Raw genomic sequence first — 17,886 nt, 5'->3', positions numbered from 1 at the left:
CCGGGCAGGCGAGATCACACGCGTCGCGCATGCCACTGCCCCGGCCGCGCCAAAACCATTCGACCAAATCGACCAACGCTCGACCAACAATAGTTATCCAGGAGACGGACAAACATGTCACCACTCATCGCGGAATTTCTCGGCACGGCGCTGCTCGTGCTGCTCGGCAACGGCGCCGTCGCCAACGTGCTGCTCGCGCGCACCAAGGGCAAGGGCGCCGACCTCATCGTCATCGTTTGGGGATGGGCCATGGCCGTGTTCGTCGCCGTCTATGTGACGGCCTCGTTCAGCGGCGCGCATCTGAACCCCGTGGTCACGGTCAGCCTCGCGCTCGCCGGTAAATTCGCTTGGGCCAAGGTGGGCGGCTACATTACCGCGCAAATGCTCGGCGGCATGGCCGGCGCGTTCCTCGTATGGCTCGCTTACCGTCAGCATTTCTCGACGACCGAAGATGCCGATATCAAGCTCGCCTGCTTTTGCACGGCGCCCGCGATTCGCAGCATCCCGCAAAACGTGCTGACGGAAATGATCTGCACGTTCGTCCTGATTCTCGGCGTGCTCTATCTGGCCTCGCCGCAGGTGGGGCTCGGCGCGCTCGACGCGTTGCCGGTCGGCCTGCTCGTGCTCGGCATCGGCATCTCGCTCGGCGGCCCGACGGGCTATGCGATGAGCCCCGCGCGCGACCTCGCGCCTCGCATCATGCATGCGCTGTTGCCGATCCCCGGCAAGCGCGGCAGCGACTGGCGCTACGCTTGGGTGCCCGTGTTCGGCCCGCTGATGGGCGGCGCGATGGCATCGTGGGTGTACGTGCACGCGCACTAAGCCAGGACGCATCACCGCGCCCGACCCGATGCGGCGGCATGCCGCATCGGTGCCAAACCAGCGCCGGGAGTGGCGCTGCGGCAACCGGAGAAGCGCGGTTGACGTCCGTGACAGTGGGAATCGAACGAAGAAAAACAGCGCCAAGACGCCAATGACCGTATCATTGGCGTCTCATTACACAACAAAGTGCGCTGCGGGGTTAGGCCGGCTACCGAGCGCGCGCCATTTTTTTCATGTTCGACCATCTCATTTGCGACTGCGACGGCGTGCTCGTCGACAGTGAAGTGATTGCCGAGCGGGTGTTGCTACGCGCCCTATCGGCCAAGTTTCCCAGCATCGACTTCGGCGGCGTCGCCCATCTGGCTTTCGGTCAGCGTACCTCGACCTTCCTCGCCGACCTCGAAAAACGATTTCAAATCACCCTCCCGGAGAACTTCCTGGCCGGCGTCGAGCGCGAGGTCGAGGCGCAATTGAAGGAATCGCTCGCGCCGATCGCGGGCGTGCGCGATGCGCTCGCGCAAGTACCGCTGCCGGCGGCCGTCGTCTCCAACAGCCGCCTGCATAGGATCGCCGCTTCGCTCTCGCGCGTCGGACTCGCCGATGTCTTCGGACCTCGCGTATTCAGCGCCGAGCAGGTCGCCCGGCCCAAGCCGCACCCCGACGTCTACTTGCATGCGGCGCGCGAATTGGGCGTCGCGCCCGAGCGGTGCCTCGTCGTGGAAGACAGCGTGACGGGACTGTCCGCGGCACGGGCCGCGGGCATGAAGACGATCGCGTTCGTCGGGGCGAGCCACGTGCCCGCGGGCTATGCGCGCGTGCTGCGCAACTTGGGCGTGACGCGCATCATCGAGCGCATGGAGCAATTGCCCGCGATGATCGCGGCGGGATTGCGCGGCGAGTTCGGGCAACTGCTGTCTTAGGGCGTCGCAGCCGGCGTCGCGGCGGCTTACGCCTCGTTGGCGCAGCAATCGCGCTCGCGCGCGGCCGCCAGCGTACGCCGGAATTCGACGAGTTCCTCGATCGTCAGCATCGGCAATGCGTGCTTTGCCGCGAAGCGCTCGACCTCGGCGCCGCGCGTCATCGTCCCATCCTCGTTCATGAGCTCGCACAGCACGCCCGCCGGCGACAGCCCAGCCAGCACGGCGAGATCGACCGTGCCCTCGGTATGGCCGCGGCGCGCAAGCACGCCGCCTCGTTGCGCGCGCAATGGAAACACGTGCCCAGGACGCACGATGTCCGCGGGCTTGGCGCCCTCGGCAATCGCGGCGCGAATCGTCGTCACGCGGTCGGCGGCCGAGACGCCCGTGCTCACGCCGTGGCGCGCCTCTATCGAGACGGTGAAGGCCGTCCCGTGACGGCTTTCGTTTTGCTCGACCATCGGCGGCAACTCGAGCGCGCGGATTTTTTCCTCGGGCAGGCATAGGCAGACGATGCCGCTGCACTCGCGGATCAACAGCGCCATCGTCTCGACGCTCAAGCGCTCCGCGGCAACGATCAGATCGGCCTCGTTTTCGCGGTCGTGGTCGTCCTGCAAGACGACGGCGCGGCCTTCGCGCAATGCGGCAAGTGCCGCGGCGATACGCGGCGGGACCGATGCGGGGTCGAGGAAGGGAAGTTCGGCGGTGGCCGTGGAAACGGGTAAGGACATATGAAACGCTCCTCGCGAGAGAAAAATAGCGAAAAACGTTTCAGGGCATCGCAAACGGCACGAGCGCCTACGCCGCGGGCACGGCAAACCATGCCGGGCCGAGCGAGACGGCGAACGAGGCAGTCTGCGCATCTTCTTTCATCCGGACTGTAACCGTCGGCTCTGGCATCGCACCAGATCTGCTGACCCCGCGCGAGGAGCCGGTACCGGCTATTCTCGCTTGCGGGCGCTCGCGGGCTCGCCGGCACATGGAATACATGGCCGGCATACCGCCGGTGGGGAATTTCACCCCGCCCTGAAGACGCACTAGATATATAAGACCGGCTTTCAAGCCGGTCGAAACAAGCATACACGAGGCCAGGAACCGTTGCAGCCAAAGCCCCCGGCCTCGCGCGGGCTCTTGCTCAATTAACAGGACGACGCGCCCTGCGGCGTGGCCGGCGACGCGGGAGTGCCGCGGCGATCGAGATTCGCGGCGAGCGCGGTGACTAAAAGCGCCGCGATCGTGACGGCAACGGCAACCCAAGGCAGGGCGTCGAGCCCCGCGCCGTGCGTCAGCGCCAAGCCGCCGAGCCAAGCACCGAGCGCGTTGCCTACGTTGAATGCGCCGATATTGAGCGTCGACGCCAAGTGCGGCGCGTGGCTCGCCTTTTCGACGACGCGCATTTGCAGCGGGGGAACCGTCGCGAACGCCGCAATGCCCCAAACGAACACGGTGATCGCCGCGGCCACGGGCGCATGGCTCGTCTTCGCGAATACGGCCATGACGAGCGCGAGTGCGATGAGAATGCCCATGAGCGAGCGCATCAGCGCGCGATCGGCCAGCTTGCCGCCTACGACGTTGCCGACCGTCAGGCCCGCGCCGAACAGCACGAGAATCAGCGTGACGGCGCGCGGCGAGAAACCGCTGATCTGTTCGAGGATCGGTGCGATATAGGTGAAGACGACGAACACGCCGCCGAAGCCGAGCACGGTCATCGCGAGCGCGAGCCATACCTGCGGATCCTTCAGCACGCGCACTTCGCTGGCCAGCCCAACCGGCCCCGAGTCGTGCCGATTCGGCACGAGCGCGCTAATCCCCGCGAGCGCGAACACGCCGAGACCCGCCACGATCCAAAACGTGACGCGCCAGCCCCACCCTTGGCCGACGAACGTGCCGAACGGTACGCCGAGGACGTTGGCGAGCGTGAGCCCCGTGAACATCAGTGCGATCGCGCTGGCTTGTTTTTCGCGCGCGACGAGCGAGGCGGCGACGACGGCTCCGATGCCGAAGAACGACCCGTGCGCGAACGACGTAACGACGCGCGCGATCATGAGCATCCGGTAGTCACCCGCGACGGCGCACAGCACATTGCCGACAATGAACACGAGCATCAGCGCCTGCAATGCCGCCTTGCGCGGCAGCTTGCTCGTGAGGACGGCCAGCACGGGCGCGCCGGCCGCGACGCCGAGCGCATAGCCCGACACGAGCAAGCCGGCCGAGGGGATGGCTAACCCATGGATCGACTCGGCGACATCCGCCTCTTCGTCGAGGCGGCGCGGCTCGGCGGCATTTCCGCCGCCGGCAGACAACTCGGCCTCACGCCGGCCGCGGCAAGCGCGCGGCTGGCCAAGCTGGAGGCGTCGCTGTCCACGCGGCTCGTCGAGCGCACGACGCGCCAGCTTCGCCTGACCGACGAAGGCCGCCTCTATCTGCGGCACTGCATGCGCGCGCTGGAGGCGCTCGACGATGCCGAGGCGCAATTGCAGGCAGGCAGCACCGTCGTGCGCGGCAAGATTCGTATCTCGACCACGTCCGACTTCGGCCGCGCCGTACTGATGGGCTGGCTCGACGAGTTCAACGTGCGTTACCCCGAGGTGACGTTCGCGCTGACGCTGTCCGATTCGGTCTCGAATCTGCTGCACGACGATATCGATCTCGCGATCCGTTTCGGTGCGCCGCGCGAGGACACGTCGCTGATCGCACGGCTGCTCGCGACGAACCGCCGCGTGCTCGTCGCGTCCCCGGACTATGTGGCTCGGCATGGCGAGCCGCACTCGCCTGCCGACCTGGCGCGGTTTCCATGCGTCGTGCTCACGATCGCATCCGGCCCGCTCAACGAATGGCGCTTCGTGCGCGGCGAGGAGACGGAAACCTATACGGTGCCGCTCGAGATTTCGCGCGAAACGAACGACGGCGCGGTCACCCGCATGTGGGCAATCGACGGCCACGGGATCGTTTTGAAGTCGCTTTGGGATATCGACGCGGACCTGCGTGCCGGTCGTTTGCGCATTGTGTTGCCCGAATGGCGTTATGCGCCCGATACGCCCCTGCATGCGTTGTTCCACCGCAACCGCTACCGCCCGCCGCGCGTACGCGCGTTGCTCGACTTTCTGATCGAGCGGTTCCGCGAGGTGGAGCACCGTTGGCCGACCCTGCCGGGCCTGCGCGATTGAGCGCGCCAGCCGCACCGCGAGCGCGAACGCTCAAGAGGCTATAATGTCCGGTTATGCGGCGAAGGTTTCTGCGGCGAAGGTTTCGCCGCGCTTCGCGCATCGAACTACCCGCGCCCCCAGGTCAACCACTGCGAACGGCGAGCTTCATGACCAAGAAAGTTTATGTAAAAACCTTTGGCTGCCAGATGAACGAGTACGACTCCGACAAGATGGTCGACGTACTCGGCGCCGCCGAAGGACTCGTCAAGACGGATTCCCCCGAAGACGCTGACGTCATCCTCTTCAATACCTGCTCGGTGCGCGAAAAGGCGCAAGAGAAGGTGTTTTCCGACCTAGGCCGCGTCCGCGAGCTCAAAGAAGCGAAGCCCGATCTGCTGATCGGCGTGGGCGGGTGCGTGGCGAGCCAGGAAGGCGCCGCGATCGTGGCGCGCGCGCCCTACGTCGATCTCGTCTTCGGCCCGCAGACGCTGCACCGCCTGCCGCAGATGATCGATGCGCGCCGTGCCAGCGGCCGCTCGCAAGTCGATATCTCGTTTCCTGAAATCGAAAAGTTCGACCATCTGCCGCCCGCGCGAGTGGACGGCCCGAGCGCGTTCGTCTCGATCATGGAAGGCTGCAGCAAGTACTGCAGCTACTGCGTCGTGCCCTACACGCGCGGCGACGAAGTGTCGCGCCCGCTCGACGACGTGCTGACCGAAATCGCCGGGCTCGCCGATCAAGGCGTGCGCGAAGTCACCCTGCTCGGCCAGAACGTGAACGCCTATCGTGGCGCGCTGACGGCCGGCGCCGGTGAGATTGCCGATTTCGCGACGCTGATCGAATACGTCGCCGAGATTCCCGGCATCGAGCGGATCCGTTATACGACCTCGCATCCGAAGGAATTCACGCAGCGCTTGATCGACGTCTACGCGAAGGTCGACAAGCTCGTTTCGCACCTGCATCTGCCCGTGCAGCACGGCTCCGATCGCATCTTGATGGCGATGAAGCGCGGCTATACGGTGCTCGAGTACAAATCGGTGATCCGCCGCCTGCGCGCGATCCGGCCCGACCTCTCGCTATCGACCGATATCATCGTCGGGTTCCCGGGCGAGACGCAAAGCGACTTCGACAAGACGATGGCGCTCGTGCACGAAATGAGCTACGACACGAGTTTTTCGTTCATCTACAGTCCGCGCCCCGGCACGCCGGCCGCGAACTTGCACGACGACACGCCGCGCGAAGTGAAACTCGAACGCTTGCAACACCTGCAGGCCACCATCGACGCCAACGTCGTGCGCATCAGCGAATCGATGGTCGGCAACGTCGAGCGCATCTTGGTCGAGCGCCCCGCGCGCAAGGATCCGACCGAACTCGCCGGCCGCACGGCCAACAACCGTGTCGTGAACTTCCCGGCGCCCGTCGCTTCGCACGCGCGGCTGATCGGCCAGATGATCGACGTGCGCATCACGCGCGCTTATCCGCACTCGCTGCGCGGCGAACTCGTGCTCGTGCCGCAGCCGGAACTCGCTTAAGGAAACCACTTTCGCCTTGAAGACCGCACCGTCCCTGGAATTTACCGCGCCGCGCGAAGACAACACGCGCCTTGCCAACCTGTGCGGGCCGCTCGACGAGAATCTGCGGCAAATCGAGCAGGCGCTCGACGTCACGCTGCAGCGGCGCGGCCATCGCATCTCGATCCGCGGACGCGGTGCGAAGCTCGCACTAGGCGCGCTCGAAAACTTCTACAACCGCGCGCGCGATCCGCTGTCGGTCGACGACATCCAGCTCGCGCTCGTCGAGGCGCGCCATCCCGCCAATCGCGGCGCGCAGCAGGACGACGCCGACTCGGGGCGCTATGACCCGGATCATCCGTTCGACGAACCGGCCGGCCTCGACGACGAAGACGCCGAGGAACTCGGACCGAAGCTTTACACGCGGCGCGCCGATCTGCGCGGACGCACGCCCGCGCAGCGCGAATATCTGAAGCAGATCGTGTCGCACGACGTGACGTTCGGCGTCGGGCCCGCGGGCACCGGCAAGACCTATCTCGCGGTGGCCTGCGCCGTCGACGCGCTCGAGCGCGACCAGGTCAAACGCATCGTCCTGACCCGCCCCGCGGTGGAAGCCGGCGAGCGCCTGGGCTTCTTGCCGGGCGACCTCGCGCAAAAGGTCGATCCGTATCTGCGCCCACTTTACGATGCGCTCTACGACCTGCTCGGCTTCGACAAGACCGCGAAAATGTTCGAGCGGCAGATGATCGAGATCGCTCCCCTCGCCTATATGCGCGGCCGCACGCTGAACCACGCGTTCATCATCCTCGACGAAGCGCAGAACACGACGCCCGAGCAGATGAAGATGTTCCTCACGCGGATCGGCTTCGGGTCGAAAGCGGTGGTGACCGGCGATACGACGCAAGTCGATTTGCCGCGCGGCGCCAAGAGCGGCCTCATCGAAGCGCAGCAGGTGCTGTCGAACGTACGCGGTATCGCGCTCACGCGCTTCACGAGCGCCGACGTGGTGCGCCATCCGCTCGTGGCCCGCATCGTCGAAGCGTACGACAAGCACGCGAAAAAAGACGATGCGGCGCCGATCGACGGCCGCTGACGCTCCGGATCGAACCGACGAATGAACGAGAAGACACCCGCGCCGAAATTGAAACTGAGCTTGCAGTTTCCCGCCGCCAAAGCCTTTCCCGAACATAAGGCGGTGGTGTCGCGCGCCAACGTCGCGAGTTGGGTCAAGGCGGCACTGCTCGCCGACGGCGAATTGACGGTGCGTTTGGTCGATGCCGAGGAAGGCCGCGTTCTGAACCGCACCTATCGCGGCAAAGACTACGCCACGAACGTACTGACGTTCGCCTACGCGGAGCGCGAGGACGACCCGGTCAGCGGCGACCTCGTACTGTGCTGCCCCGTGATCGAACGCGAGGCCGCGGAACAAGGCAAAACGCTCGGCGCCCATTACGCGCACATGATCGTGCACGGCACGCTCCATGCGCAGGGCTACGATCACGAGAACGACGACGAGGCGCAGGAAATGGAAGCGCTCGAGACGGAAATCCTCGCCCGCCTCGGCTTCGCCGACCCGTATGGAGATCGATCCCGATCCCACTAGCGGCCCGCACGATGTCCGAAACCATCCAGCCCCCCGCTTCGCTCTCACCCGTCTGCCCAGGCTACCCGCCCGCGCTCGGCGAAGCGCGCTTGCTGGACGATCGCGAACTCGCCGAATCCCTCGCTAAAGCCATGAGCCGGTGGGACGGTACGAGCGACCTATGGCTGTTCGGCTATGGCTCGTTGATTTGGAATCCCGGCATGCCCGCGGCGGAAACCGTGCGGGCACGCGTACGCGGTTATCACCGGGGCCTGTATCTGTGGTCGCGCGTGAACCGCGGCACGCCCGAGCAGCCCGGACTCGTCTTGGCGCTCGATCGCGGCGGCTCGTGCACCGGCATGGCGTTTCGCTTGGAAGGCGAAGGCGCCGGGCCGCATTTGCAAGCGTTATGGCGGCGCGAGATGCCGATGGGCTCCTACCGGCCTGCTTGGCTGCCGTGCTGGCTCTCGGACGGACGCCGCGTGCAAGCGCTCGCGTTCGTGATGCGCCGCGACGTGCCGACCTATACGGGCAAGCTCACGGACGACGTCGTCAAGGCCGTGCTCGCCTGCGCGCGGGGCCGTTACGGCACCACGCTCGACTACGTCTGCCGCACCGTCGAAGCGCTGCGCGAATGCGGCATGCCCGACCGCGCGCTGGAAGCGCTGCTCCGGCGCTGCGTTTGACGCCGCCCGCGGCCCCTTCGCCGGTCGCTCGACCGATCGGCTCAATATCCGGCGAAAGCCGCCAAGCCCACGAGCGTACCGCACCCGGCCACGGCGAGTGCGGCACCGAGCAGCCAACGGCGCCGCGTCAGCAGCGTAATGGCGGCGAGCGAGATGGCGACTTGCGTGAGCGTCGTCGCCTGTGCCCAGCGGTGGTGCAGATGCAGTTGCCGCTCGCTGGCGGCATCCGCTTGCGCGACCGACTTTTCGAGCGCTTCGGCCTGGGCCCGGATCGCCGTCTTTTGCTGCGCGTACTTCGCGACGTCCGCCGTGAACTTCGCGCCGGCTTTCGGATCCGCCGCCGTGAGCGCCGCCCCCAATTCGGCGAGATTTTGCTTCTCGCCCTTGGCCTGGTAGTAGCTCCATTGGTTCGCCGCTTCGGTCTTGCGGATCGCCGCTTCGTTCTTGTAAAAGAGCGCAAGGCCCTCGGTTGCTCCGCCCTGATACGAAAAAACGGCACCGATCGTCGCGAGGATCGCCGTCATGACGGCAATGCGCCCCGCGAACGGATCGAGCGGCGCGCGCCCGCTTTCGTGACGGTGGCCGTGCTCGTGGCCGGCATGTTCGAGCGCTTCTTCGTGCGGCCCGCGCACTTCAAACTCTTCCGACATATTTCTTTCGCGCAAACGATGTAAAAACGGTGACAGGGCAGCCTCCGGCGCGCCTCGGGGCACCTCGCGCGGCAGGACCGGTCCATGTCGCGCACTTTAGCAGGCCGATCGGCAGTCATGGTCCTGCTTTTGCGTGGTGTATCCTTAACTCTTTCGTTGACCACGCGTCCAGCCGTCCCGGACGCATCGCCATGAACGACGCCTATCCCAGTCGACGCCATACCGACAAGCCTACCGAAAAACGCTCGCTCCTCGAGCGCCTGACCGATTTCATCTCGCCCGAGCCCGAATCGCGGGCCGAGTTGCTCGAAATCCTGCAAGACGCACATGAACGCAACCTCATCGATGCCGATTCGCTCTCGATGATCGAGGGCGTCTTTCAGGTGGCCGATTTGTGCGCGCGCGACATCATGGTGCCACGCGCGCAAATGGACGCCATCGACATCGAATGCAGTCCCGAGGAATTCATTCCGTTCGTCCTTGAAAAGGCGCACTCGCGCTACCCCGTCTATGAGGGCAATCGCGACAACATCATCGGCGTGCTGCTGGCAAAGGACCTGCTGCGTTATTACGCTGAAGAATCGTTCGACGTGCGCGGCATGCTGCGCCCGGCCGTGTTCATTCCGGAAGCGAAGCGGCTGAACGTCCTGCTGCACGATTTCCGGATGAATCGAAATCATATTGCGCTCGTCGTCGACGAATACGGCGGCGTGGCCGGACTCATCACGATCGAGGACGTGCTCGAGCAAATCGTCGGGGATATCGAGGACGAGTACGACTTCGACGAGGAAAGCGGCAATATCATCGCCTCGCCCGACGGACGCTATCGCGTACGCGCGCTGACCGAGATTGAGCAGTTCAACGAGACGTTCGGCACGCAGTTCTCCGACGAGGAGGTCGACACCATCGGCGGCCTCGTCACGCATCACTTCGGGCGGGTACCGCATCGCGGCGAGCGCGTGCGGATCGACGATCTGATCTTCGAAATCCTGCGCGGCGACGCGCGCCAGGTGCATATGCTGCTCGTTCGGCGCGACCCGCTCGCGGGCCAGCGCGAACGCGACGCGCAACACGTTCAGACCTAACCGGCGCGCCGAGGCGCTCGCCTCGGCTGCGCGGGCGCAGACTCGCCTCTGCGGCGAGCGCTCGTTCCGCCCCGTCCCGATTCCATGCTTTTCCCTAGCCGCGTATCCATGGCCGAATCGATCACCTCACGCTTGCGTCATTACGCCGCTGCCTCGACCACGACCACCGGACCGGGTGCCATCTCGCGCTGGCACTACGTCGCCGCGCTGGCGCTGGGCGCGTTGAACACACTCTCGTTCGCCCCCACGCCACATGGCGGCTGGCTCGAAATCGGCATCATCGCCGTGCTCTACGCGTGGCTCATGCGCACGAGAGGCTGGGCCAGCGCCGCGTTGACCGGCGGCGCGTTCGGTTTCGGCAATCTCGTCACCGGCGTCTGGTGGCTCTATGTCAGCATGCATCACTACGGCGAAATGCCGGCGCCGCTAGCCGGCGCGGCGCTGGTGCTGTTTTCGCTGTACTTGGCGCTCTATCCGGCTTTCTCGGCGGGGCTATGGTCGTTGTGCGCGGGCCGCGCGAGTCAAGTAGTTCAAGACACCCGCGAGGCAGGCCGCTATTTGCCGACCTGGCGAGGGGCCTTGGCGTTCGCGAGCGCCTGGGCGATCGGCGAATGGCTGCGCGGCACCGTGTTCACCGGTTTTCCCTGGCTCGCAAGCGGCTACGCGCAAGTGGAAGGGCCGCTCGCGGGTTTCTCGGCGATCGTGGGGGTCTATGGCGTCGGCTGGTTGTTGGCGCTCACCTGCGCGCTGATTGTTCAGAGCGTTGCGGCGGCGTTCGCGATCCCGCGGCGCCGCGCGGCGATCGCCGGTCCGGCGCTGGTGGCGCTGGCCACCCTAGGCGTGGGCGCGCTGCTCTCGCATGTGGCGTGGACACGGCCCGGCAATGCGCCGGTGACCGTCCGTTTGCTCCAAGGCAACGTCAAACAGGAGATGAAGTTCGACGAAGCCGGGGTGCGCGACGCGCTGGATCTGTACGAGCGGATGATCACCTCGCACGGTGCGGACCTCATCGTGACGCCTGAAACGGCAATCCCGATGCTGCCGCAACAGTTTCCGGAGACGTTCGCAAACACGCTGCGCCGCTTTGCCGACAACACCGGATCGTCGCTGCTGATCGGCGCGTTCGGCGCCTCGATCGGGCCCGACGGGCGATACACCGACGAGACGAATAGCTTCTTCGGCGTGACACCGGGCTCGCGGCAGTTATACCGCTACGACAAGCACCACCTCGTGCCGTTCGGCGAATTCGTGCCGTTGGGATTTCACTGGTTCGTGCAGCTCATGAACATCCCGCTCGGCGATCTCGCGCGCGGCAAACCGGTGCAACATCCGTTCTTCGTCCGCGACCAACCGGTCGACGTCGACATTTGCTACGAGGACATCTTCGGCGAGGAGATCGCACGCAGGCTGCGCGAGGCCGCCGTGCCGGCCGGCATCCTCGTGAACGCTTCGAATCTTGCCTGGTTCGGCGATACGATCGCGCTCGATCAACACCTGCAGATGGCGCGCATGCGCACGCTGGAGACCGGGCGGCCGATGCTTGCGGCCACGAACACGGGAACCACCGCGGTGATCGATGCGAAAGGCCGCGTAAGCGCGCAACTACCGGCTTTCACGACGGGGCAGATCGAAGCGAGGGTGCAAGGCATGACGGGACGCACGCCTTATATCACCTTGGGGAACAACCTCGTGCTCGCCGTCTCGTTCGTGCTGATCGCGGTGGGGTTCGTATATCGGTCGGGCCGCGTTCGGTCGGGCCACGTCAGGGCGGAGCCTCAGTAGGCCGAGACGCTGGACATCGTTGTGCAATGATCGCTTCGATTTCGGCGACCAATCCCTGAACCCCCACCCCACCCCGCGACGGCCGCAAGCCAGCCCCAATCCGGTAAAATCTAGCGTTTTCACCGCGCGAGCGGCGGCCGTCGCCGCGGCCCGCGCATCGGCCGCCCGGACGGGAGCCCCGATTCCGCCGGTTTTCCGGCATCGCAGCGGCACATACGCCGCCTGCCTCGAAAGGCACGACATGCTCACGTTTCAGCAAATCATCCTGACGCTGCAATCCTATTGGGACAAACAGGGTTGCGCGCTGCTTCAGCCGATCGACATGGAAGTCGGCGCCGGCACTTCGCACGTCCACACGTTCTTGCGCGCCGTCGGGCCCGAGCCTTGGCGCGCGGCGTACGTGCAACCGTCGCGCCGCCCGAAAGACGGCCGCTACGGCGACAACCCCAACCGCCTGCAGCACTACTACCAATATCAAGTCGTGCTCAAGCCGGCGCCCGAGAACATCCTCGATCTGTACCTCGGCTCGCTCGCCGCCCTCGGCTTCGATCTGCAGCAAAACGACGTGCGCTTCGTCGAGGACGACTGGGAGAATCCCACGCTCGGCGCCTGGGGCCTCGGCTGGGAAGTCTGGCTCAACGGCATGGAAGTCACGCAGTTCACCTACTTCCAGCAAGTCGGCGGGCTCGATTGCAAGCCTGTGCTCGGGGAAATCACATACGGGCTCGAGCGCCTCGCCATGTACCTGCAAAAGGTCGAAAACGTCTACGACCTCGTTTGGACCGAATGGGAAGAAATGGGCCCGAACGGCCCCGAGGTGCGGCGCCTGACCTACGGCGACGTCTACCATCAAAACGAAGTCGAGCAATCGACCTATAACTTCGAACACGCCAACGTCGATCTGCTGTTCACGCTGTTCAACAGCTACGAGGCCGAGGCGAAGCGCATGATCGAAACGCAGCTCGCGCTGCCCGGCTACGAGCTCGTGCTCAAAGCCGGGCACACGTTCAACCTGCTCGATGCGCGCGGCGCGATCTCCGTCACGGAGCGCGCGGCCTATATCGGCCGGATCCGCGCGCTGTCGCGACTCGTCGCGCAGGCCTACTACGATTCGCGCGAAAAGCTCGGCTTTCCGATGCTCGGCAACCCCGTGCACGGCGTCCCCGGCTTGACCACGGACGCGCAAGACGCCGCCATGCCCGCCTGGGCGCCGCCGCTGAAGGTCGAGCGCGCCATCGACAAGCAATGACGAGACTTTAAGAACATGACTCACGCTCACCAAGCCACCCTGCTCGTCGAACTGCTCACCGAGGAATTGCCGCCGAAGGCACTGGCCCGTTTGTCCGACGCGTTCGCGCAAAGCCTCGTCGACCGCCTGGCCGCGCGCGACTTGATCGACGGCGAACCGTCGTTCGAACGTTTCGCCACGCCGCGCCGCTTGGCCGTGCTCATCAAGAACGTGCGCGAGCTCGCGCCCGAGAAGCACGTGCGCGAGAAAGTGCTGCCCGTGGCGGTCGCCCTCGATGCGAACGGTCAGCCGACGCCCCCGCTTGCGAAAAAGCTCGCCGCGCTCGGCTTTCCCGATATCGCGCTGACCGATCTCGAACGCGCTTCGGACGGCAAAGCCGAAGCGTTTTTTCTGCGCTACGCCGCACCCGGCGCGACGCTCGCCGACGGCCTGCAAGCCGCGCTCGACGAAGTGCTCGCCCTCGGCAAGCTGCCGATCCCGAAGGTCATGACCTATCAGCGCCCTGACGGCGCGAGCGTGCAGTTCGTGCGTCCGGTGCAGCGCCTCACCGTATTGCATGGTGAAAATGTCGTGCCCGTGACGGCTTTCGGCATCGATGCGGGCGATACGACGCTCGGCCATCGTTTCATGTCGGACGGGCTCGTTGGGCTGCTGCACGCCGACGACTACGCCGAGACGCTGCGCACGAAGGGCCGCGTAATGGCCGATTTCGACGAGCGCCGCGCGAGCATCGTCGAACAACTGAACGCCCATGCGAAGGACGATCGCGTCGTGATGCCCGCGGCGCTGCTCGAGGAAGTGACCGCGCTCGTCGAGTGGCCCGTCGTCTACGAATGCCGCTTCGACGATCAGTTCCTGGCCGTGCCGCAGGAATGCTTGATTCTGACGATGCAGACGAATCAGAAATACTTCGCGCTGACCGATCATGCCGGCAAGTTGCGCTCGCGCTTCTTGATCGTCTCGAACATCGAGACGGCCACGCCCGGCGAGATCGTCGAAGGCAACGAGCGCGTCGTGCGCCCGCGCCTGGCCGATGCGAAGTTCTTCTTCGAGCAGGACAAGAAAAAGCCGCTGGCCGACCGCGTCCCGCTCCTCGCCAACGTCGTCTATCACAACAAGCTCGGCTCGCAGCTCGACCGCGTCCAGCGCCTCGCGGCGCTCGCGCGCAAGATCGCGCCGTCCGTCGCGGCCGATCCGGCGCTCGCCGAGCGCGCGGCTCTGCTCGCCAAGGCCGATCTGCTGACCGACATGGTCGGCGAATTCCCCGAGCTGCAAGGCACGATGGGGACCTACTACGCCCGCCACGACGGCGAGGCCGAGCAAGTCGCCCTGGCGTGCACCGAGCACTATCAGCCGCGCTTCTCGGGCGACGCGTTGCCCGTCACGGCGGTCGGGACCGCTGTTGCGCTCGCCGATAAGCTCGAGACGCTCGTCGGCATCTGGGGGATCGGCCTCGTGCCGACGGGTGAAAAAGACCCGTTCGCGCTGCGCCGTCACGCGCTCGGGGTGCTGCGCATCTTGATCGAAAAGCAGTTGCGGCTCGATCTGGTCGCGTTGCTGCGCGAGGCGGTAGGCTGCTTCGCCGCCACGCCGCAAGTCGCCGACTGCACCGACGCGCTGTACGCCTTCTTCATGGATCGGCTGCGCGGCCTGCTGCGCGAGCGCGGCCACGCGGCAAGCGAAATCGAAGCGGTGCTGAGCCTGCAGCCGAGCAAGCTCGACGATATCGTCGCGCGGCTCGAGGCCGTGCGCGAATTCTCGGCGCTGCCGGAAGCCGGCGCGCTGGCCGCCGCGAACAAGCGCATCACGAACATCCTGAAGAAGTCGGAAACCGAGGCAAGCGGCGCGACGGCCGCGGCGCCGGTGCAGGCGGCGCTGCTCGTCGAGCCGGCGGAGCGTTCGCTCAACGACGAACTGAAGAAGGTCGCGCCGGCCGTCCAAGCGCAACTCGGGCAGCGCGACTATACGCGCGCGCTGTCGGCGCTGGCGGCCCTGCGCGATCCGGTCGATACCTTCTTCAACGACGTCATGGTGAATGCCGAGGACAGCGCGCTGCGCAAGAACCGGCTTGCCCTGCTGGCAGAGCTGCACGCGCAGATGAATTGCGTCGCCGACATCTCGAAGCTGGCGGCGTAACCGAGGCCACCGAGGCGCGCATATGACTTCCGCCAAGAAACTCGTCGTCCTGGATCGCGACGGCGTCATCAACGTCGATTCCGATGCGTTCGTCAAATCGCCCGACGAGTGGATCCCGATACCGGGCAGCCTCGAGGCGATCGCGCGGCTCAATCAGGCCGGCTATCGCGTGGCCGTTGCCTCGAACCAGTCGGGAATCGGCCGTGGCCTGTTCGATATGGCCACGCTGAACGCCATGCACGTGAAAATGCATCGCGCGGCCGCGGTCGTCGGCGGCCGCATCGATGCGGTGTTTTTCTGTCCGCATACGGCCGAAGATCATTGCGAGTGCCGCAAGCCGAAGCCCGGTATGTTGCAGATGATCGTCGACCGTTTCGAGATCGATCCGGCCGCGACGCCCGTCGTCGGCGATGCTCTGCGCGATCTGCAAGCCGGCGCCGCGCTCGGCTTTCCGACGCACCTCGTGCTGACCGGCAAAGGCAAGAAAACGCTCGCAGCCGGGGGGTTGCCCGACGGCACCAAAGTCTACGACGACCTCAAAGCGTTCGTGCTGTCGTTCCTCGCGGATCAGCACGAGTGAGGCGCAAGCGCGCCTGATTGCCAACCGATCGAAGACACCCGATGCCACTCACCCGCTTTATCCGCTCGCTGCTACTGTTTCTCTACTTTATCGCGTTCACGGTCCCTTACGCGACGGCATGCTTCATCGCCTTCCCGTTCATGAACGCCGACCGCCGCTACTGGATGGCGGTGGGCTGGTGCCGCGCGACGGTTGCCGTCGTCCGCTATTTGAACGGTATTCGCTACCGTATCGAAGGCTGGGAAAACCTGCCGGACGGCCCCGCCGTTTTGCTCTCGAAGCACCAGTCCGCCTGGGAAACGCTCGCGTTTCCGGCGATCATGCCGCGGCCGCTGTGCTACGTCTTCAAGCGCGAGTTGCTCTACGTGCCGTTCTTCGGCTGGGCGCTCGGCATGCTCAAGATGGTTCACATCGACCGCAAGGAAGGCAAATACGCGTTCGCCTCCGTCGTCAAGCAAGGGCGGCTGCGCATGAGCGAAGGCGCGTGGGTGATCATGTTCCCGGAAGGCACGCGCACGCCGGTCGGCAAGCAGGGCAAATACAAAACGGGCGGCGCGCGTTTTGCCATCGACGCCGGCGCGCCCGTCGTGCCGATCGCGCATAACGCCGGTCACGTTTGGCCGCGCAATTCGTTTATCAAGTATCCCGGGACGGTGACGGTGTCGATCGGCAAGCCGATCGATTCGACAGGTCTCACGCCGGACGCACTCAATGCGCGCGTCGAGGCTTGGATCGAAGCCGAAATGCGCCGCATCGATCCGGACGCCTATCAAGAATCCGACGGTACGGCGCCGGCCGCGGGCAGCCGCTCGGGCAATCCCGGCCCATCCGATCGCGCCGACGCCGCTCGCAGCTAAAACGATGCCCAAGTCCCCCAAGCCCCGGCAAGCGACGGCGCTCCAGAGCCCGCAGCTCGATCTGCCGCTTTTCGGGGACGCGGCCGGCGCGGACATCGGCGTTGCAACGTCCGCATCGGCCCCGCCGCGGCAGGACCCGACGCCGAGCGGCGTGAAGTTGCGTCGCTTGACGCTGAATGGGCGCACGCTCGAATACGCGCTCAAGCGGTCGGCACGGCGTACGATCGGGTTCTCGATCGACGGCAGCGGCCTAGCGATCACGGCCCCTCGGTGGGTCACGTTGGCCGATATCGAGACGGCCATCGCCGCCAAGGAGCGTTGGATCTTCGCGAAATTGGCCGAATGGCAAACGCGTGCGGAGCAGCGCGCGTTGCCGCGCATCGAATGGCGCGACGGCGCACAGATTCCGTACCTCGGCAAGCCCGTGCGCATCGCGCTCGGTTCGGCGCACGGCACGCTCGCATTCGACGCGCAAACCGGCGCGCTGGCGCTTGCGCTGCCCGCCCATGCGGATGCGCAGCAAATCAAGGACAGGGTGCAAGGCTGGCTGCAAACGGAAGCCAAACGCGTATTCGGAGAACGGCTCGCCTATTACGCCGACAAGCTCGGCGTCGCCTACAACGGTTATGCGCTCTCGTCCGCCGCCACGCGGTGGGGGAGTTGTTCGAGCGACGGGCGTATCCGCTTGAATTGGCGGCTCATTCACTTCCCGCTATCGATCGTCGATTACGTCGTCGCCCACGAACTCGCGCATTTGCGCGAGATGAACCACAGCCCGCGCTTTTGGCAAACGGTCGAGTCGATCTTCCCCGAGTTTCGCGAAGCGCGGCATACGCTCAAGCATCATCCGCCCGAATTGCTGCCGACGCTGTGAGCGCGCGCC

The 17,886-nt window shown here is 65.6% G+C and carries 16 protein-coding genes, 1 pseudogene and 1 riboswitch; of the genes and pseudogenes, 14 read left to right on the top strand and 3 right to left on the bottom strand.

Going from position 1 to position 17,886, the window contains the following annotated elements:
- Positions 1–114: 114 nt before the first annotated feature.
- Positions 115–822: an MIP/aquaporin family protein gene (locus DXT59_RS22815; RefSeq protein WP_116139397.1), complete on the top strand. Its 708-nt coding sequence runs from the start codon at positions 115–117 to the stop codon at positions 820–822.
- 233 nt (positions 823–1,055) lie between these two features.
- Positions 1,056–1,742: an HAD family hydrolase gene (locus tag DXT59_RS22810; RefSeq protein WP_116139395.1), complete on the top strand. Its 687-nt coding sequence runs from the start codon at positions 1,056–1,058 to the stop codon at positions 1,740–1,742.
- A gap of 26 nt (positions 1,743–1,768) precedes the next feature.
- Here the strand turns inward: DXT59_RS22810 and ribB are convergent, their stop codons facing one another.
- Positions 1,769–2,470, bottom strand: coding sequence for a 3,4-dihydroxy-2-butanone-4-phosphate synthase (gene ribB, locus DXT59_RS22805; RefSeq protein WP_116139393.1), 702 nt, complete (start codon positions 2,468–2,470; stop codon positions 1,769–1,771).
- Positions 2,471–2,596: 126 nt separating this feature from the next.
- A riboswitch (FMN riboswitch) is annotated at positions 2,597–2,777 on the bottom strand.
- 101 nt (positions 2,778–2,878) lie between these two features.
- A pseudogene (locus DXT59_RS22800) lies at positions 2,879–3,979 on the bottom strand (MFS transporter); the annotation flags it as partial.
- On the opposite strand from DXT59_RS22800, the gene DXT59_RS22795 reads away from it, so the two are divergent.
- The 5 genes from DXT59_RS22795 (at position 3,968) to DXT59_RS22775 (ending at position 8,664) form a co-directional block, all read left to right on the top strand.
- Positions 3,968–4,906, top strand: coding sequence for a LysR family transcriptional regulator (locus DXT59_RS22795; RefSeq protein ID WP_116139389.1), 939 nt, complete (start codon positions 3,968–3,970; stop codon positions 4,904–4,906). The pseudogene DXT59_RS22800 and the gene DXT59_RS22795 overlap by 12 nt on opposite strands.
- 146 nt (positions 4,907–5,052) lie before the next feature.
- Positions 5,053–6,417: a tRNA (N6-isopentenyl adenosine(37)-C2)-methylthiotransferase MiaB gene (miaB, locus tag DXT59_RS22790; protein WP_116139387.1), complete on the top strand. Its 1,365-nt coding sequence runs from the start codon at positions 5,053–5,055 to the stop codon at positions 6,415–6,417.
- A 16-nt stretch (positions 6,418–6,433) separates the two neighbouring features.
- Positions 6,434–7,489, top strand: coding sequence for a PhoH family protein (locus DXT59_RS22785; protein WP_116139385.1), 1,056 nt, complete (start codon positions 6,434–6,436; stop codon positions 7,487–7,489).
- A 21-nt stretch (positions 7,490–7,510) separates the two neighbouring features.
- Positions 7,511–7,999: an rRNA maturation RNase YbeY gene (ybeY, locus tag DXT59_RS22780; protein WP_116139383.1), complete on the top strand. Its 489-nt coding sequence runs from the start codon at positions 7,511–7,513 to the stop codon at positions 7,997–7,999.
- Between the two features lie 11 nt (positions 8,000–8,010).
- Positions 8,011–8,664, top strand: coding sequence for a gamma-glutamylcyclotransferase (locus tag DXT59_RS22775; RefSeq protein WP_116139381.1), 654 nt, complete (start codon positions 8,011–8,013; stop codon positions 8,662–8,664).
- 41 nt (positions 8,665–8,705) lie between these two features.
- On the opposite strand, the gene DXT59_RS22770 is transcribed toward DXT59_RS22775, so the two are convergent.
- Positions 8,706–9,314, bottom strand: a complete 609-nt coding sequence (locus DXT59_RS22770) for a DUF4337 domain-containing protein (protein ID WP_116139379.1) — start codon at positions 9,312–9,314, stop codon at positions 8,706–8,708.
- A gap of 191 nt (positions 9,315–9,505) precedes the next feature.
- Between DXT59_RS22770 and DXT59_RS22765 the strand changes: the two genes are divergently transcribed.
- From DXT59_RS22765 to DXT59_RS22735, 7 genes are all read left to right on the top strand, one after another.
- Complete coding sequence (locus DXT59_RS22765) at positions 9,506–10,399, top strand: HlyC/CorC family transporter (RefSeq protein ID WP_116139377.1); 894 nt, start codon at positions 9,506–9,508, stop codon at positions 10,397–10,399.
- Positions 10,400–10,507: 108 nt separating this feature from the next.
- On the top strand, positions 10,508–12,181 hold the full coding sequence (lnt, locus tag DXT59_RS22760) for an apolipoprotein N-acyltransferase (protein ID WP_116139375.1): 1,674 nt from the start codon (positions 10,508–10,510) through the stop codon (positions 12,179–12,181).
- A gap of 241 nt (positions 12,182–12,422) precedes the next feature.
- Positions 12,423–13,430, top strand: coding sequence for a glycine--tRNA ligase subunit alpha (gene glyQ, locus DXT59_RS22755; RefSeq protein WP_116139373.1), 1,008 nt, complete (start codon positions 12,423–12,425; stop codon positions 13,428–13,430).
- 15 nt (positions 13,431–13,445) lie between these two features.
- Positions 13,446–15,566 (top strand): glycine--tRNA ligase subunit beta, encoded by a 2,121-nt coding sequence (glyS, locus tag DXT59_RS22750; protein WP_116139371.1) that lies wholly within the window; start codon positions 13,446–13,448, stop codon positions 15,564–15,566.
- A 22-nt stretch (positions 15,567–15,588) separates the two neighbouring features.
- The gene (gmhB, locus tag DXT59_RS22745) at positions 15,589–16,146 is read left to right on the top strand and encodes a D-glycero-beta-D-manno-heptose 1,7-bisphosphate 7-phosphatase (protein WP_116139369.1); all 558 of its coding nucleotides are present in this window, start codon (positions 15,589–15,591) and stop codon (positions 16,144–16,146) included.
- Positions 16,147–16,187: 41 nt separating this feature from the next.
- Positions 16,188–17,003, top strand: a complete 816-nt coding sequence (locus tag DXT59_RS22740; RefSeq protein WP_116139367.1) for a lysophospholipid acyltransferase family protein — start codon at positions 16,188–16,190, stop codon at positions 17,001–17,003.
- 4 nt (positions 17,004–17,007) lie between these two features.
- On the top strand, positions 17,008–17,877 hold the full coding sequence (locus DXT59_RS22735) for a M48 family metallopeptidase (RefSeq protein ID WP_116139365.1): 870 nt from the start codon (positions 17,008–17,010) through the stop codon (positions 17,875–17,877).
- Positions 17,878–17,886 lie beyond the last annotated feature (9 nt).

It is taken from the genome of Trinickia diaoshuihuensis, from assembly GCF_003390925.1.
GTDB classification, from domain to species: Bacteria; Pseudomonadota; Gammaproteobacteria; order Burkholderiales; family Burkholderiaceae; genus Trinickia; species Trinickia diaoshuihuensis.
This window is presented reverse-complemented; position numbering and strand designations above follow the sequence as displayed.

What these genes read in the sequence shown, in the direction of transcription:
- DXT59_RS22815 (WP_116139397.1), top strand. Translation starts at nt 115, where the DNA reads ATGTCACCACTCATCGCGGAATTTCTCGGCACGGCGCTGCTCGTGCTG.
- DXT59_RS22810 (WP_116139395.1), top strand. Translation starts at nt 1,056, where the DNA reads ATGTTCGACCATCTCATTTGCGACTGCGACGGCGTGCTCGTCGACAGT.
- ribB (WP_116139393.1), bottom strand. Translation starts at nt 2,470, where the DNA reads ATGTCCTTACCCGTTTCCACGGCCACCGCCGAACTTCCCTTCCTCGAC.
- DXT59_RS22795 (WP_116139389.1), top strand. Translation starts at nt 3,968, where the DNA reads ATGGATCGACTCGGCGACATCCGCCTCTTCGTCGAGGCGGCGCGGCTC.
- miaB (WP_116139387.1), top strand. Translation starts at nt 5,053, where the DNA reads ATGACCAAGAAAGTTTATGTAAAAACCTTTGGCTGCCAGATGAACGAG.
- ybeY (WP_116139383.1), top strand. Translation starts at nt 7,511, where the DNA reads ATGAACGAGAAGACACCCGCGCCGAAATTGAAACTGAGCTTGCAGTTT.
- DXT59_RS22775 (WP_116139381.1), top strand. Translation starts at nt 8,011, where the DNA reads ATGTCCGAAACCATCCAGCCCCCCGCTTCGCTCTCACCCGTCTGCCCA.
- DXT59_RS22770 (WP_116139379.1), bottom strand. Translation starts at nt 9,314, where the DNA reads ATGTCGGAAGAGTTTGAAGTGCGCGGGCCGCACGAAGAAGCGCTCGAA.
- DXT59_RS22765 (WP_116139377.1), top strand. Translation starts at nt 9,506, where the DNA reads ATGAACGACGCCTATCCCAGTCGACGCCATACCGACAAGCCTACCGAA.
- lnt (WP_116139375.1), top strand. Translation starts at nt 10,508, where the DNA reads ATGGCCGAATCGATCACCTCACGCTTGCGTCATTACGCCGCTGCCTCG.
- glyQ (WP_116139373.1), top strand. Translation starts at nt 12,423, where the DNA reads ATGCTCACGTTTCAGCAAATCATCCTGACGCTGCAATCCTATTGGGAC.
- glyS (WP_116139371.1), top strand. Translation starts at nt 13,446, where the DNA reads ATGACTCACGCTCACCAAGCCACCCTGCTCGTCGAACTGCTCACCGAG.
- gmhB (WP_116139369.1), top strand. Translation starts at nt 15,589, where the DNA reads ATGACTTCCGCCAAGAAACTCGTCGTCCTGGATCGCGACGGCGTCATC.
- DXT59_RS22740 (WP_116139367.1), top strand. Translation starts at nt 16,188, where the DNA reads ATGCCACTCACCCGCTTTATCCGCTCGCTGCTACTGTTTCTCTACTTT.
- DXT59_RS22735 (WP_116139365.1), top strand. Translation starts at nt 17,008, where the DNA reads ATGCCCAAGTCCCCCAAGCCCCGGCAAGCGACGGCGCTCCAGAGCCCG.